This window comes from Nocardioides sp. (assembly GCF_030149505.1).
Lineage (GTDB): Bacteria > Actinomycetota > Actinomycetes > Propionibacteriales > Nocardioidaceae > Nocardioides.
The window spans coordinates 318,822-334,077 of sequence record NZ_JASBRN010000045.1 but is presented as its reverse complement, the minus strand read 5'-3'; the positions used below and the strand labels follow the sequence as shown (position 1 = coordinate 334,077).

12 protein-coding genes are annotated in these 15,256 nt (G+C 72.6%); 8 read left to right on the top strand and 4 right to left on the bottom strand.

Annotated elements, in window-relative coordinates:
- Nucleotides 1-72: 72 nt before the first annotated feature.
- From Q1V71_RS10070 to Q1V71_RS10060, 3 genes are read left to right on the top strand one after another with little or no spacing between them, the layout of a single operon-like run.
- On the top strand, nt 73-1,866 hold the full coding sequence (locus tag Q1V71_RS10070) for a right-handed parallel beta-helix repeat-containing protein (protein ID WP_300643407.1): 1,794 nt from the start codon (nt 73-75) through the stop codon (nt 1,864-1,866).
- Complete coding sequence (locus Q1V71_RS10065) at nt 1,863-2,504, top strand: hypothetical protein (protein WP_300643405.1); 642 nt, start codon at nt 1,863-1,865, stop codon at nt 2,502-2,504. The genes Q1V71_RS10070 and Q1V71_RS10065 overlap by 4 nt, the downstream gene beginning before the upstream one ends.
- Before the next feature lie 22 nt (nt 2,505-2,526).
- Nucleotides 2,527-3,789 (top strand): phosphatidylserine/phosphatidylglycerophosphate/cardiolipin synthase family protein, encoded by a 1,263-nt coding sequence (locus Q1V71_RS10060; RefSeq protein WP_300643403.1) that lies wholly within the window; start codon nt 2,527-2,529, stop codon nt 3,787-3,789.
- A 79-nt stretch (nt 3,790-3,868) separates the two neighbouring features.
- On the opposite strand, the gene Q1V71_RS10055 is transcribed toward Q1V71_RS10060, so the two are convergent.
- Genes Q1V71_RS10055 through Q1V71_RS10045 form a run of 3 tightly spaced genes read right to left on the bottom strand, consistent with a single transcriptional unit; the run spans nt 3,869 to nt 8,022 of the window.
- Nucleotides 3,869-4,810: an SCP2 sterol-binding domain-containing protein gene (locus Q1V71_RS10055; protein ID WP_300643402.1), complete on the bottom strand. Its 942-nt coding sequence runs from the start codon at nt 4,808-4,810 to the stop codon at nt 3,869-3,871.
- 19 nt (nt 4,811-4,829) lie between these two features.
- The gene (locus Q1V71_RS10050) at nt 4,830-5,774 is read right to left on the bottom strand and encodes a DNA-3-methyladenine glycosylase 2 family protein (RefSeq protein WP_300643400.1); all 945 of its coding nucleotides are present in this window, start codon (nt 5,772-5,774) and stop codon (nt 4,830-4,832) included.
- Nucleotides 5,775-5,784: 10 nt separating this feature from the next.
- Nucleotides 5,785-8,022 (bottom strand): molybdopterin-dependent oxidoreductase, encoded by a 2,238-nt coding sequence (locus Q1V71_RS10045; RefSeq protein ID WP_300643398.1) that lies wholly within the window; start codon nt 8,020-8,022, stop codon nt 5,785-5,787.
- Between the two features lie 34 nt (nt 8,023-8,056).
- Here Q1V71_RS10045 and Q1V71_RS10040 point away from each other — a divergent pair, with 34 nt between their 5' ends.
- The 3 genes from Q1V71_RS10040 to Q1V71_RS10030 all read left to right on the top strand — a co-directional run bounded on the left by Q1V71_RS10040 (nt 8,057) and on the right by Q1V71_RS10030 (nt 11,353).
- Nucleotides 8,057-8,842, top strand: a complete 786-nt coding sequence (locus Q1V71_RS10040) for an enoyl-CoA hydratase-related protein (protein WP_300643396.1) — start codon at nt 8,057-8,059, stop codon at nt 8,840-8,842.
- A gap of 194 nt (nt 8,843-9,036) precedes the next feature.
- Nucleotides 9,037-10,557, top strand: coding sequence for an ATP-dependent DNA ligase (locus tag Q1V71_RS10035; RefSeq protein WP_300643394.1), 1,521 nt, complete (start codon nt 9,037-9,039; stop codon nt 10,555-10,557).
- A 91-nt stretch (nt 10,558-10,648) separates the two neighbouring features.
- On the top strand, nt 10,649-11,353 hold the full coding sequence (locus Q1V71_RS10030) for a TetR/AcrR family transcriptional regulator (protein WP_300643393.1): 705 nt from the start codon (nt 10,649-10,651) through the stop codon (nt 11,351-11,353).
- Nucleotides 11,354-11,495: 142 nt separating this feature from the next.
- On the opposite strand, the gene Q1V71_RS10025 is transcribed toward Q1V71_RS10030, so the two are convergent.
- Nucleotides 11,496-12,779: an acetyl-CoA C-acetyltransferase gene (locus Q1V71_RS10025; RefSeq protein WP_300643391.1), complete on the bottom strand. Its 1,284-nt coding sequence runs from the start codon at nt 12,777-12,779 to the stop codon at nt 11,496-11,498.
- 145 nt (nt 12,780-12,924) lie between these two features.
- On the opposite strand from Q1V71_RS10025, the gene Q1V71_RS10020 reads away from it, so the two are divergent.
- On the top strand, nt 12,925-14,259 hold the full coding sequence (locus tag Q1V71_RS10020; RefSeq protein ID WP_300643389.1) for a 3-oxoacyl-ACP reductase: 1,335 nt from the start codon (nt 12,925-12,927) through the stop codon (nt 14,257-14,259).
- Nucleotides 14,259-15,149, top strand: coding sequence for a MaoC/PaaZ C-terminal domain-containing protein (locus Q1V71_RS10015; RefSeq protein WP_300643387.1), 891 nt, complete (start codon nt 14,259-14,261; stop codon nt 15,147-15,149). The genes Q1V71_RS10020 and Q1V71_RS10015 overlap by 1 nt, the downstream gene beginning before the upstream one ends.
- Nucleotides 15,150-15,256 lie beyond the last annotated feature (107 nt).

Below are 15,256 nucleotides of genomic sequence, written 5' to 3'. Positions count from 1 at the left end.
GACGCCTCCACCGCGCGGACGGTTCCGTCGTCGCTCTTCCCAAACGTGAACGGCGCTCATATTGACCGGTCCATGCGCCGCGTCCTGGTTCCCCTCCTCGCCCTGCTCGGTCTCCTGCTGGTCCTCGTGCTCCCCGTGGGCCCGGCCGTCGCCCACGAGGAGCGCGAGTCGCAGTTCCCCGCCGGCGACGGCACCGTGCCCGAGAAGCGCTCGCTGGCCCAGGCCGCGGACGTGATCGTGGTCTGCAAGAAGGACTCCGCGCGGCGGATTGGGAAGATCGGTAGCGCGAAGCTGCGCGCGTTCAACCGGCAGCTGTTGAGGCGCTGCGAGCACCGGCACATCCAGGCCGCGGTCGACGCCGTGCGCACGCAGCGCACCAACATCTACGTGCTGCCCGGTGTCTACCGCGAGCAGCCGAGCTGGGACGTGCCGTGCATGGAGGGCTACGACGGCGGGATCGTGGAGTACGCGCAGATCGTCGAGTGCGGCGAGATCCTGAACCTCGTCACCATCGCCGGCGACGACCCGGCCGACCCGGACATCAAGTGCGACAACCAGCTCTGCGACCTGCAGCTGCTCGGCACCGGCGCGAAGCCCGGTGACGTGCACCTCAAGGGCGGCTTCACCGAGGAGGGTGACTGGCTCAAGCACAACGGGATCAAGGCCGACCGGGCCGACGGCTTCTACCTCGGCAACATGAAGGCCACGCTCTTCCGCGAGAACGCCTTCTACGTGCACGAGACCGACGGCTACGTGCTGGAGGACTTCGAGTCGGCGTACAACGACCTCTACGGCGTGCTGACCTTCGCCTCCGACCACGGCGTCATCCGACGCTGCGACACCCACCACAACGGCGATTCCGGGGTCTACCCCGGCTCCTCGGCCGACGTGAACGCCAGTAGCACCGAGACCGGGGCGCTGGACCGCTGGGCGGTCGAGGTCACGCGGTGCACCATGCACCACAACGCGCTGGGCTACTCCGGCACCGCGGGCAACTCCGTCTACGTCCACGACAACCGGATCCACCACAACGGTCTGGGCTTCATCGTCGAGTCGATCCTCGGCGGCCACCCCGGGATGCCGCAGGACCACGGGTGGTTCGAGGACAACAAGATCTACAGCAACAACGAGAACTACTACGAGCAGTTCGTTCAGGGCGAGGACGCGCCGTGCCAGGCTGCGACGCCGCAGGAGGTCGGCCACCAGGACGGCGTCGTGTGCCCGGCCTTCGGCTTCCCGGTCGGGACCGGCGGCATGGTCATCGGCAACCACAACTTCATCAACTCCAACCAGGTCTGGGACAACTGGCGGCAGGGCTTCATGCTCTTCTGGGTCCCTCCGGCGCTGATGCGTGGCGACTACGACCCCACCCACCAGCAGGACAACTCCAACTTCAACGCCTTCACCAAGAACGAGCTCGGCTACTCCCCCTCCGGCGAGGTGCTGCCGAACGGCATGGACTTCTACTGGGACGAGGCCGGCGAGGGGAACTGCTGGCAGGACAACCTGCCCGCGCCGGGCAAGGAGGTCACCCACAACTACGCCGTGGGGCTGCCCGACTGCGGCAACCCCTCGCAGTGGCCGATCGGCAACCTGGTGAAGACCACCCAGCTGCTGCCCTGCGCGGTCTACGACCGCTACTCCAACACCGACCCGGTCGGCTGCGACTGGCTGGACACCCCTGAGCGGCCCGCGGCGGACACCGGCGCCCGCGGCGGCACCCGTGCCGCCGGGGCACCCGAGGAGGACGGCCCCGGCACGCCCGCCGCGCTGGTGGCGGTCACGCTGCTCGGTGCGCTGGGCATCCGGGTCGCCGGGGCCCGGGTCGCCGGCGCGCGTCGTCGGCACGAGGAGGTCGGGTCGTGAGCCTGCTCGACGCCCGCCCCGACCGGGCAGCCCGCCCCGCCTCCCCCGCGGGTACGCCGCCCGCCGGGTCGTCCGCGGACGCGCGCGCCCCTCGTCGTACCCGTCGGGCCCGCGGCGCGGCGGTCGGCGGGCTGCTCGCGCTGGTCGGGGGCGCCTGGGCGCTGGCGCCCCAGGCGGTGCTCGTGGCCGACCCGGTGCCGTCGGTCCCGGTCGCGGACGGGTTGCTGGTCGAGGGATACGGGCCGAGCGGCACCCTGGCGCTGCACTACCGCTACGGCGAGCGGATGGCGGTGACGCTGCCGCTGGACAACGCCTCGGTCGTCCCGTTCCGGGTCACCGGTGTCGAGCTCGTCGAGCCGACGTACCCCTTGCTGGAGCCGGTCGGCGGCCCGGTCGAGCCCGTGGACCTCAGTGCCTTCGGTGACGGCGAGGTGGTCCTGGAGTTCGAGTTCACGAACTGCCGCTACTACCACGAGCGCGCCAACAACACCTACGAGCAGGTGCGGCTCACCGGCACCTCGCTCGGGCGAGAGGTGACCCGCACGGTCGACCTCGCCGTGCCGCTGGTCGTGCACAGCCAGGTCATCCTCGACTGCCCCGAGCGCACCTTCGTGCGCGGCGACGACCGGCGGGTCTAGCGCCGGCCACTACCTTGGCCCCGTGAGTGCAGCCCAGCAGCCCTGGACCGACCGGGTCCTGCGGACCATCCGGCGCACCCTCATGACGATCGTCGGGGTGCAGCTCGTGCTGGCGGTGAGCATGTCGCTGGTCGACTCCTACCGCCGGCGCGGCAAGAAGCCCGGCCCCTTCCCGATCACTCCCCCGGCGCAGGTGCCGATCGGGGACAGCACGGTGACGACGTACACCTACGGCCAGCACCTCTACGACGACATGCTCGCCGCGATCGAGGGTGCGCAGCGCCAGGTGCTCTTCGAGACCTACATCTGGAAGGGCGACGAGACCGGCGAGCGGTTCAAGCAGGCCCTGGCCGACGCCGCCGCGCGCGGCGTGGACGTCTACGTCATCTACGACGGCTTCGCGAACCTCGTCGTCTCGCCGGTCTTCAAGCGCTTCCCGCGCACGATGAAGGTGCTGCGCTACCCGGTGTACGCCGCGGGGTTCCGCTTCTTCGACCTCAGCCGCTACGGCCGCGACCACCGCAAGATCCTGGTCGTCGACTCCGAGGTCGGGTTCGTCGGCGGCTACAACATCGGTGACGCCTACGCCACGGAGTGGCGCGACACCCACGTGCGCGTGACCGGCCCCGGGGTGTGGGACCTCCAGCGCGCCTTCGCCGACTTCTGGAACTTGCACCGTCGGCACCGGTTCCGCCCCAGCGAGCCGCCGCTGCTGCTGGAGACCCACTCGGAGTGGGAGCCGCGGATCCGGATCCAGCGCAACGTACCGCGGCTGTGGATGTTCCCGATCCGCTCGATGTACCTCGAGGCGATCAACCGGGCCAGCCGCAACATCTGGCTCACGACGGCCTACTTCCTGCCCGACCAGGACTTCGTCGACGCCCTCAAGGCGGCCGCGCGCCGCGGCGTGGACGTGCGGCTGCTGGTGCCGCTGAAGTCCAACCACATCGTGGCCGACTGGACGTCCCGCGGCTACTTCTCCCAGCTGCTGGAGTCGGGAGTGCGGATCCTGCGCTACCGCGACGCGATGGTGCACGCCAAGACCGCCACCGTCGACGGCACGTGGACCACCGTCGGGACCGCCAACATCGACCGGCTGAGCCTCTCGGGCAACTACGAGATCAACATCGAGGTCATCGACCGGGGGCTCGCCGGGCAGATGGAGACGATCTTCGCCGCGGACGAGTCGCACTGCCTCGAGCTCACGATCGGCGAGTGGGAGGCCCGGGACCTGCACCGCAAGTTCACGGAGTTCGTGCTGGCCCCCCTGCGCCCCTTGCTCTAGCGGAACGCCGGTCGAGCAGCGAGGAGCCCCAGCGACGAGCGTCGTCGAGACCCGGTGACGCTCGCGCCCGACCAGGACCTCATGCCTTCGGGATGTCCAGGACCGAGGCGAACTGCAGCGCCTTGGCCTTCTCCCCCTTCACCTTCAGCTGTCCCTTGAGCACCCCGGAGACCGCCGAGAGGTGGCCGGTGGCCAGCCGCAGGAAGTCGTGGCCCTCGCAGGTGATGGTCGCGTCGCGGTGGCCACCGGGGTCGCCGGCCTCGACCTTGCAGGCGCCGTGGTCGACCCGCACGACCCAGCGCTCGGGCTCGCCGGTGGGACCACCGAGCAGCCGGAACCCGATGGTGAGGTCGAGCCGGGCGGCCCGCCGGGGGTTCACGAAGTCCGGCAGCCGGCGGAAGATCTCGTCCAGCACGACCGGGCGGAAGTCGCCGGACATCACCTCGCGCACGTGGCTGGTGGGCACGCCGGCCAGGGCCCGGGCCACGTCGACCGGGTCGAGCGCGGTGGGGTCCACGGCCACCGCGTCGGTGCCGGGGATGGTGAAGAGCCCGCCCACGGTGAGCGCCAGCGCGGCGTCGCCCTGGACGTGCAGGCGCCCGGCCAGGTAGTCGAGCGCGGCGTCGCCCTGCCCGCTGACCAGCCGGATGAAGCCCGTGACGCCCGTGCCCAGGACGACGTCGGCGGGCGCGGAGGCGGGCACGTCGACCTCGACCTCGATCGCGCCGGGCACCAGGCGCAGCAGGTGGTGCCCGAGCCGCGCGTCGTCGCGCGTGAGGTCGATCCGCACCGTGCCGCTCGCGGTGGCGAGCCGGTCGGGGTCGGCGTACTCGTGCAGGCGGGAGAGGACCCCGCGCACGGCCGGGACACGGATCTCCTCGCGGCCGACCAGCCGGCGCAGCTCCTCGTCGGAGGCGAGCCGGATCGCCTCCACGAGCGCCACGGCGTCGGTGTCGGCGAAGAAGCGGGTGGCCTCGTCGGCAGTGGCGGTGCGGAGCGGCTCGAACGTTACCTGCGTCACACTGTCACGGTAACCGGCTTTACCGTCGGTGGCGGGTGACTTGCGCAGGCAGGTGGGTGCGTGGCGACATCCGGGCACCCCGACGGGGCCGATGGAGGCCGGCCATGGCGAGCAGCGCGGGCACCCGGCCGCGCTGGGGGCGCCACGGCTCGAGGTAGGCGCGCATCTCCTCGTCGTCGAACGGGGTGCCGGTCAGCGCCCAGCCGACGTCCTTGGCGACGTGGTAGTCGCCGAAGCTCACCGCGTCGGGGTCGCCGTGGGCACGCTGGCGGACCTCGGCGCTGGTCCACTCCCCGATGCCGGGCAGGGTACGCAGCCGGCGGTCGGCCTCGGCGGGGTCGAGCGTCGCCGTGCGCTCGAGGGCGTCGGCGACCCGCGCTGCGGTGACGATGGTGCGGCTGCGGGCGGGATCGATGTGCATCCGCAGCCACTCCCACGACGGCACCGTGCGCAGGGTCTGCGCGTCGGGCTGCACCTTCAGCCCGCGCTCGGCGCCGGGCCCGGGCGCCGGCTCGCCGAAGCGGTGCACCAGCATCCGGAAGCCTGCGAACGCCTCCTGTCCGGTGACCTTCTGCTCGATGATCGCCGGCACCAGCGCCTCCATCACCAGGCCGCCCCGGCCCAGCCGCGCGTGCGGGAACCGACGCCGCGCCTCGACCAGCACCGGGTGGCGCGGCTCGAAGGCCGACCAGTCGTCCTCGCCGCCGAGCATCGCCGGCACCTGGTCCAGCGCCCACTGCGTGCCCGGCCCCCAGGCCTCGGCGTGCACCTCGCCCAGCCGCGGCTCGGCGTGGATGCTGAGCGTGACGAGGCCCTGAGGCGTGCGCAGGCCGCGCCAGATGCGACCGTCCTCGTCGCGCTTCCACGTGGGATCCGCTCCCCCGTGCTTCTGCTGGCGCAGCACCGCCTCGACCGGGCAGGGCCAGTCCGGCCGCCAGACCCGTCGGGTGCCCGCCTCGCTCACGCGCTCGACGCTAGCCGACGGGCCCGACGGTCCCACCCGGACCGGCTCGGACCGGCTCGACCACCACCGGGACCCCGTTGAGCAGCGCCATCCCGGCGAGGTGCTCGACGTCCTCGACGCGCGAGGAGGCCAGCTCGTTGCTGTTGGCGCCGCCGGCGGCGTTGGCGGTGCTCCAGCCCGCGGCGTGGCCCCACCCGTGCGGGACCGCGATCGTGCCCGGGCGCACCTCGTCGGTGAGGTGGGCGAGGGTCTCGATGGCGCCGAGCGCGGAGCGGATCCGCACGGGGGCGCCGTCGACCAACCCGGCGACAGCGGCGTCGTCGGGGTGGATGCGGGCGGTGTGGCGGCGGTTGCGGCCCTTCATCAGCGTGGGGCTGTTGTGCATCCAGGAGTTCTGCGAGCGCATCTCTCGCAGCCCGATCATCCGCAGGGGGTACGCCGGGTCGCGGGTCTCGTACAGTCCCGACCGTAGCCGGTCCCACTCGGCCGCGAGCTGCGGCGGCGCGAGGTCGACCTTGCCGTGCGGGTGCCGGACGACCTCGGGGAGCCGGCCGCCCCGGGGCGGGGGCAGCATCCGTCCGCGCGGCAGCCGGCGCAACGCGCGGAGGCTGAGCCCGCCACGCCGCAGCCCGAACCGGTCGCCGTGCGGGCCCGTGCGCAGCAGCAGGTCGACCAGCGTCCAGGGGGTCGTCCGCAGACCGATCCGGCGAGCGGCGTACCGCAGCGGAGCGGTGAGGGTGCCGAGCCAGGACGGCAGGAACAGCAGGATCCCGGCGCGCCGGGCGATCTCGTCGAAGACCTCCCACTCGTGCCGGGCCTCGCCGGCCGGAGCGAGCACGGCCGAGGTGTGCTGGACGTGCGGCCACGGGCTGGAGGCGACGATCGCGAACGGCACGTCCTCGCGCTCCAGCCAGGTCGTGGCGGGCAGGACGTAGTCGGCGTGCCGGTTGGTCTCGTTGACGTACAGGTCGAGGCTGACCAGGAGGTCCAGCTGCTCGAGCGCGGCGGCGAGGTCCGGGCCGTCCGGGCTGGTCAGCACCGGGTTGCCGGCCAGCACGAACAGCGCGCGCAGCTGGCCCGGCCCCGCGGTCCGGATCTCCTCGGCCATGATCGCGGCCGGCCAGGTGCCCATGACGTCGGGGAAGTCGCCTACCCGGCTGCGCTGGGCGTCGTAGGTCAGCTGACCCGCCCTCTCCGCGACCTCCTCGAACGGCACGACGGCCTGACCGAGCAGCACCCCGCCCTCGCGGTCGAGGTTGCCCGTCAGCAGGGCGACGGCGTCGATGAGGACGCTGGTCAGCGTCGCGTGGCGGCCCAGGCAGGAGCCGGTGCGGCCGTAGACCGCGGCGCGGGGTGCCGCAGCGAGGTCGCGCGCCAGCACGCGCACGGTCGCGGGGTCGACGCCGGTCCGCGCGGCGGTCGCCTCGGGCGGGAAGTGCTTCACGGCGTCGAGCAGCGTCTCGACGCCGACCGACTGGTCGGCGACGGCGTCCCAGGCGACCAGGTCCTCCTCGGCCAGCACCTGGAGCACCGAGGCCAGCAGGAACGCGTCGGAGTCCGGCTCGATGGACACGTGCTCGAAGGCCCGCGCGGTCTCGCTGCGCCGCGGGTCGACGACCACGACCCGGCCGCCGCGGGCGGTGATCGCCGAGAGGTGCTCCTTGACCCGGGGCGCCCGCACGCCGCTGCCGCGGGAGACCAGCGGGTTGGCGCCGATCATCAGCAGGAAGTCGGTCGAGCGCAGGTCGGGGAACGGCACCTGGGAGATCGAGTCGTAGAGCAGCTTGCTGGCGACGTACCGGCTGTTGATGTCCTGGCTGCCCACGGAGTACTGGTGGCCGGTGCCCAGCGCGGTCATCAGCGCGCCGGACCACAGGGCGGCGGTGACGTTGAAGCCGACCGGGTTGCCGAAGAACTGCCCGACCGAGGTGCCGCCGCGGTTGTCGATGGTCTCCCGCAGCCGCGCGGCGATGTCGCCGAGCGCCTCGTCCCAGGTGACCTGCTCGAACTCCCCCGGCGCGCCACCCGCGACCCGGCGCAGCGGGTGCAGCACCCGCTCGGGGTCGTGCTGGACGTCAGCGAAGGCCAGGCCCTTGGGGCAGGCGTATCCGCGGCTGAGCGGGTGCTCGTCGTCGGGACGCAGCGAGACCAGCCGCTCGTTCCCCGGCTCCCCCTCCACCGTGGCGACCAGCCCGCACAGCGGCTCGCAGATCCGGCAGTACGTGAGCGCTGTGCGCGTGGACGTCACGTGCACATACTGGAACACGTTCTACTGTGCGTCCATGGTCCTGCAGCTCACGACGTCCAACCGGGTCCGAACACTCACTCTCGACCGGCCGGAGGCCCTCAACGCGTTCAACATCGCGTTGTACGACGCCACCGCCGCCGCGCTGCGCGCCGCCGCCGAGGATCCCGGTGTCGCCGTGGTGCTGCTGACCGGCAACGGTCGCGGCTTCAGCGCGGGCACCGACCTGCTCGAGATGGCCCAGATCGCGACCGACCCCGACTTCGACCAGGGCGACGGCGGCTTCATGAACCTCGTCGACGCGCTCGTGGACTTCCCCAAGCCGCTGGTCATCGCCGTCAACGGCATCGGCCTGGGCATCGGCTGCACGATCCTCGGCTTCGCCGACGTGGCGCTGATGTCGAGCACCGCCCGGCTCAAGTGCCCCTTCACCTCGCTCGGCGTCGCTCCGGAGGCGGCGTCGTCATACCTCCTGCCGCTGCTGGTCGGACGTCAGGCGGCCTCGTGGCTGCTGCTGTCGGCGGAGTGGTTCGGCGCGCAGGAGGCGCTCGAGATGGGCCTGGTGCGCCAGGTCTGCGAGCCCGACGACCTGCTCCCCGAGGCCCGCCGCCACGCCGAGCTGCTCGCCTCTCGCCCGATCTCCTCGCTCATCGCGGTCAAGCGCACCGTCACCGCTCCCCTGCGCGCCGGCATCGAGGCCGCCCGCGAGCGCGAGAACGCCGCCTTCGCCGAGCTCATGGGCGGCCCCGCCAACAGGGAGGCGCTCGCCGCCTTCGCCGAGGGTCGCGAGCCGGACTTCACCTCCCTGCCCCCGGGCTGGTGACGCCCACTCGGCGCTGGTTCGAGGGTGACTCGGCGCTGGTTCGAGCGTCACTCGGCACTGGTTCGAGGGTGACTCGGCGCTGGTTCGAGCGTCACTCGGCGCTGGTTCGACGGTGAGTCGGCGCTGGTTCGAACCTCCCGGTGACCGCCGCCCGGGGGTAGGCCGCCGTCGGTGGCCGGTGCTTGGCTGACCGTGTGCTCCTCCTCGACCTGGTCACCACCTCCGCCGCCGTGGCCGCGACCCGCTCGCGCAAGGCGAAGGTCGCCGCGATCGCCGAGCTGCTCGCGCGCACGCAGGACGACGAGGTCGAGACCGTCGTCTCGTACCTCGGCGGCAAGCTCCGACAGCGCCGGACCGGCGTCGGCTGGCGCTCGCTCACCTCGCTCCCCGACCCGGCCGCCGAGCCGTCGCTGACGGTCCTCGGCGTGCACGACGCGTTCGAGTCCCTCTCGGGGCTGTCCGGCCCCGGGTCGGCCACGGCGCGCGCCGCCGCGGTCGCCGAGCTCTTCTCCCGCGCCACCGAGCCCGAGCAGGCCTGGCTGCGCGGCATCGCGACCGGCGAGGTCCGCCAGGGCGCGCTCGACGCGCTCGTGCAGGAGGCGGTCGCGCTCGCCGCCGACGTCCCCCTGACCTCCGTACGCCGGGCCGCGATGCTCGCCGGGTCGACCGTCGCGGTCGCCGGTGCGGCGCTGCGCGAGGGCGAGGCGGGGCTCGCGACGTTCGTGCTCGAGGTCGGTCGCCCCGTGCTGCCGATGCTGGCCTCCTCGGCGACCGACGTCGCCGCGGCCATGGAGAAGGCCGGCCCCGACGGCGCACCGGTCGCGGTCGACACCAAGCTCGACGGCATCCGCGTGCAGGTGCACCGCGACGGCGACGAGGTGCTCGTCGTGACCCGCTCGCTCGACGACATCACCGAGCGGCTGCCCGAGGTGGTGGCCGTCGCACGCCGGCTGCCGGCGCAGCGGTTCGTGCTCGACGGCGAGGCACTGACGGTCGGCGGGGACGGCCGACCCCGGCCGTTCCAGGAGACGGCCTCCCGCACCGCGCAGTCGGCCGGCGCCCGGGTCACCCCGTTCTTCTTCGACGTGCTGCACCTCGACGGGGAGGACCTGATGGACAGGCCCGGGTCCACCCGGGCCACGGCCCTGGCCCGGCTCGTCCCGCCCGAGCACCGCGTTCCGCGCGTGGAGACGACCTCGGTCGAGGAGGCGGAGGCGTTCGCGTCGGCACAGCTGGCCGCGGGCCACGAGGGCGTCGTCGTGAAGAGCCTGCTGGCGTCGTACGACGCGGGGAGGCGGGGTGCTGCCTGGGTGAAGGTCAAGCCGGTCCACACCCTGGACCTGGTCGTGCTGGCCGTCGAGTGGGGCTCGGGGCGACGGTCGGGGAAGCTCTCCAACATCCACCTGGGAGCGCGCAGCGCCGACGGTGGCGACGAGCTGGTGATGCTCGGCAAGACCTTCAAGGGGATGACCGACGAGGTGCTGGCCTGGCAGACCGAGCGCTTCCTCGACCTGGAGACCCACCGCGAGGGCCACACGGTCTTCGTCCGCCCCGAGCAGGTCGTGGAGATCGCCTTCGACGGGGTGCAGCGCTCGACCCGCTACCCCGGTGGCGTCGCGCTCCGCTTCGCGCGGGTCGTGCGCTACCGCGAGGACAAGGGCCCCGAGGCGGCCGACACGCTCGAGACGGTCCGGGCGCACCTCGCCGGTCCGTGACCTGTCGCGGCCCTGACCGGCCGAGCGAGCCCGGCGTGACCTTCGCGTCACACGCGTGCAACTCCGAGTTGCACGTGCGTATCGTGGCCACGTGACCACTGACCGGGTGACCACGCGCGCCTCCGAGACCGACGGCCGCCGTTCCGCAGCCGCCGCGCGCCGGCGCGCCCGGGAGGCCGAGATCCTCGCAGCGACCCGCGCCCTCTTCGACGAGCGCGGCGTCCGCGACGCCCAGATCGAGGACATCGCCCGCGCCGTCGGGATCAACCGCGCCATCGTCTACCGCCACTTCAGCGGCAAGGAGGAGCTCTTCGCCCTCACGGTGGTGGGCTACCTCGAGGAGCTGCGCCGCGACCTCGAGGCCGCTTCCGCCGCCGGGGGCACCCCCGAGGAGCGGGTCGCCCGGATCGTGACCGCCTTCGCCGACTACTCCCTGGCCCACCCGGCCTTCGTCGACTGCGCCCAGACCCTGATGCGCCGCTCCGGGCCCGAGCTGCTCGACGAGATCTCCGAGAGCGCGCTGTTCCGACTCGGCCGCGGCATCGCCGGGTGCCTGACCCAGCTCTCCGACGCCCTCGAGGACGGCGTGCGCAGCGGCGACTTCCACGTGCAGGACCCCACCCTGCTCGCCAACACCCTCTACGCCAGCGGCCTCGGCGCCCTGCAGCTGGCCCGGGTCGGCATCCTGGTGATGGAAGCCGCCCCCGGCGTCCCCACCGTCGGCGAGATTTCTCCCGAGCAGGTGCGCGACCACCTCGTCGTGTCCGCGCTCGCCCTGGCCCGCGGCGGCCGCTGAGCCGCACGGACTCGAACCGGCGCCGAGTCACGCTCGAACCAGCGCCGAGTCACGCCCACCCGACGCGACGAACGCAGACGGCCCCGCCCCCGGTGCTGCGGGGACGGGGCCGTCGACGTCGTACGTCGTGCGGCTCAGCGCCTCACGGGCGCTCGATGATGGCGGTCACGCCCTGGCCGCCGGCGGCGCAGACGGAGATGACGCCCTTGCCGGAGCCCTTCTCGGCCAGCAGCTTGGCGAGCACCGGGATGATCCGGCCGCCGGTGGCGGCGAACGGGTGCCCGGCGGCGAGCGAGGAGCCGTTGACGTTGAGCTTGTCGCGGTCGATCGAGCCCAGCGGGGCGTCGAGGCCGAGGCGCTCCTTGCAGAACACCGGGTCCTCCCACGCCGCGAGGGTGGCGAGCACCTGGGAGGCGAAGGCCTCGTGGATCTCGTAGAAGTCGAAGTCCTGCAGCGTCAGGCCGGCGCGCTGGAGCATCCGGGCCATGGCGTACGCCGGGGCCATCAGCAGGCCCTCCCCGCCGTGGACGTAGTCGACGGCCGCGGTCTCGTACTCGGTGAGGTAGGCCAGCACGGGCAGCCCGCGCTCCTCGGCCCACTCCTCCGAGGCCAGCAGCACCACGGACGCGCCGTCGGTCAGCGGGGTGGAGTTGGCGGCGGTCATGGTGGCGGCCTCGCCCTTGCCGAAGACCGGCTTGAGCTTGGCGAGCTTCTCGACCGAGGAGTCCGGGCGCAGGTTGGAGTCGCGCTCCAGCCCGCGGAACGGGGTGACCTGGTCGTCGAGGAAGCCGCGGTCGTAGGCGGCGCCGAGCTTCTGGTGGGAGGCGGCGGCCAGCTCGTCCTGCGCCTCGCGGGTGATCTGCCACTCCAGCGCGGTCAGCGCGGCGTGCTCGCCCATCGACATGCCGGTGCGGGGCTCGCCGTTCTGCGGGATCGCCAGCCCGATGTCGCCGGGGCGGATCGCGCCGAGCGCGGCGAGGCGGCCCTTGGTGTCCTTGGCGGCGTTGACCTTGAGCAGCTTCTTGCGCAGCTTCTCGCTGATCGCGACCGGGGCGTCGGAGGTGGTGTCGGTGCCGCCGGCGATGCCAACCTCGATCTGGCCGAGGGCGATCTTGTTGGCGACCTGGATCGCGGCCTGGAGGCCGGTGCCGCAGGCCTGCTGGATGTCGGTGGCCGGGGTCTCGGGGGCGAGCTTGGAGCCCAGCACCGCCTCGCGGGTCAGGTTGAAGTCGCGCGAGTGCTTGAGGACCGCACCGGCCACGACCTCGCCCACGGCCTCGCCGGCCAGGCCGAAGCGGTCGACGAGACCGTCGATGGCCGCGGTCAGCATCTCCTGGTTGGAGGCGGTGGCGTAGGCGCCGTTGGAGCGGGCGAACGGGATGCGGTTGCCGCCGATGATGGCGACACGACGGGTCTGGGTCTGCATGGGCCCATCCTTGCCCCGGACGGGGTCGTGGAGGAAGGCTGTGAGGGCCACGTCACGAAAAGTGGACACCGAGTTACACGTCTAGTTACATGCTGCGGGGCACCGCCCCGCCCACTCACGACCAGCCCCGGAGGATCCGCGCGCCATGAGCGACAAGTACCAGAGCTTCACCCAGAGCCCGCTCGGCAAGCTGCTCGTCAAGAACCTGGGCCTCCCCGCCCCGACGCGCCTGGAGCGCTACACCGCCGGCGCCCCGCTGGTCGACGGCACCGTCGTCGTCGGCGGTCGCGGTCGCCTCGCCGAGTCGCTGCCCGGCCTGCTCGACACCGTCGGGATCGCCAGCACGCAGGTCACGGAGGACGGGCAGAAGTACAAGGGCCTGGTCTTCGACGCCACGGGCCTCACCTCGGCCGACCAGCTCGTCGCGCTCCAGCAGTTCTTCACCCCTCTCATGCGCAGCCTCGCCTCGTGCCCGCGCGTCGTGGTGCTCGGCACCCCGCCGGAGCAGGTCGAGGGTGCCGAGCGCGTCGCCCAGCGCGCGCTCGAGGGCTTCACGCGCAGCCTCGGCAAGGAGATCGGCAAGGGTGGCACCGTCCAGCTGGTCTACGTCGCCGACGGCGCCGAGGCCGCGATCACCAGCACCCTCGCCTTCCTCCTCTCCCCCAAGTCCGCCTACGTCTCCGGCCAGGTGGTGCGGATCGGTGCCACCGGCACCAAGAAGGCCGCTGCCGTCGCCGACTGGCAGCAGCCGCTGGCCGGCAAGGTCGCCCTGGTGACCGGTGCCAGCCGCGGCATCGGCGAGCAGATCGCCCGCGTCCTGCACCGCGACGGCGCGACCGTCGTGGGCGTCGACGTGCCGCAGGCCGCCAACGAGCTGCAGTCGCTGATGAAGGAGCTCGACGGCGACTGGCTGACCATCGACATCACCGCCAAGGACGCCCCGCAGCGCATCGCCCACCACCTCTCCACCAAGCACGGTGGCGTCGACGTGGTCGTGCACAACGCCGGCATCACCCGCGACAAGAAGCTCGCCAACATGGGCGAGGACCGCTGGGAGTCCGTGATCGCGGTCAATCTCACCGCCCCGGAGAAGATCACCCGGGAGCTCCTCGACCAGAAGGTGGTCAACAAGGGCGGCTCCATCATCGGTGTCGCGAGCATCGCCGGCATCGCCGGCAACGTCGGCCAGACCAACTACGCCGCCTCCAAGGCCGGCGTGATCGGCTTCGTCGACAGCCTCAAGGACGAACTCAAGGACGGCATCACGATCAACGCCGTCGCCCCCGGCTTCATCATCACCGCCATGACGGCGGCCGTCCCGCTGGCCACCCGCGAGGTCGGCCAGCGCCTCAACGCCATGTCCCAGGGCGGCCTGCCCGTGGACGTGGCCGAGACGATCGCCTGGTTCGCCTCCCCCGGCTCGACCGCCGTCAACGGCAACGTCGTGCGGGTCTGCGGCCAGATGATGCTGGGCGCCTGATGGGCACCGCGGAGACCGCAGTCAAGCAGCACGACGGCGGCGCCGGCCTCGGCAGCCTGCTCCGGGCCGCGCTGCCGAGCGTCCCCGTCGTCGGGTCGCTGCCCGGGGTGCGCAAGGCGTCCTCGGAGGGCTTCGCCGGCCTGGGCTACCAGCGGCCGCCCGTCACCATCGAGGCCGAGCACGTGGCGGCGTACGCCGAGGTGTGCGGGTTCCCGCAGAAGGACACCGTCCCGCTGACCTACCCCCACATGCTGGCCTTCGGGCTGCACATGGCGATCATGACCGACCCGGCGTTCCCGGCCCCGGCCATCGGCACCGTGCACCTGGAGAACTCCATCACCGCGCACCGCTCGGTCCGCGTCGGGGAGACCCTCGCGGTCGCCGCCCGGGTCGAGCCGCAGCGTCCGCACGCCAAGGGCCGCGTCTTCGACTTCGTCACCACGATCACCGACCCCGACGGCGCGCCGGTGTGGGAGAGCACCAGCTCCTACCTCCGTCGCGGCAAGGGCGACGACAGCGCCCCCGCTGGTCTCGACATCCCCGTCACCGCCTCCAACGGCGTCGTGTGGAACCTGCCGGGCGACCTGGGTCGCCGCTACGGCGCGGTGTCGGGCGACCTCAACCCCATCCACCTCTACCCGCTCACCGCGAAGGCACTCGGCTTCCCGCGCCAGATCGCGCACGGCATGTGGAGCCTGGCCCGGTGCGTCGCCGCGCTGGAGAACCGCCTGCCCGAGGCGGTCACCGTCGACGTGGCGTTCAAGAAGCCGATCCTGCTCCCCGGCAAGGTCGCCTTCGGCTCGGAGAGGTACGACGGCAGCTACACGTTCTCCCTGACCGACCCGCGCACAGGCGCCCCGCACCTGGTCGGCCGCACCACCGCGCACTGACCCGCCGCCGGCCGCCCCACCGCCGAACCGTCACTTCCGAACCCTCGACCCGTCAGTTCTGGACCGCACCTGGCCCGGGGCTGACGGGTCGAGGGTTCACTTCTGAC

Excerpts from the sequence above, each read along its gene's own strand:
- Q1V71_RS10025 (WP_300643391.1), bottom strand. The coding sequence starts at position 12,779 with ATGCAGACCCAGACCCGTCGTGTCGCCATCATCGGCGGCAACCGCATC.
- Q1V71_RS10070 (WP_300643407.1), top strand. The coding sequence starts at position 73 with ATGCGCCGCGTCCTGGTTCCCCTCCTCGCCCTGCTCGGTCTCCTGCTG.
- Q1V71_RS10020 (WP_300643389.1), top strand. The coding sequence starts at position 12,925 with ATGAGCGACAAGTACCAGAGCTTCACCCAGAGCCCGCTCGGCAAGCTG.
- Q1V71_RS10040 (WP_300643396.1), top strand. The coding sequence starts at position 8,057 with ATGGTCCTGCAGCTCACGACGTCCAACCGGGTCCGAACACTCACTCTC.
- Q1V71_RS10015 (WP_300643387.1), top strand. The coding sequence starts at position 14,259 with ATGGGCACCGCGGAGACCGCAGTCAAGCAGCACGACGGCGGCGCCGGC.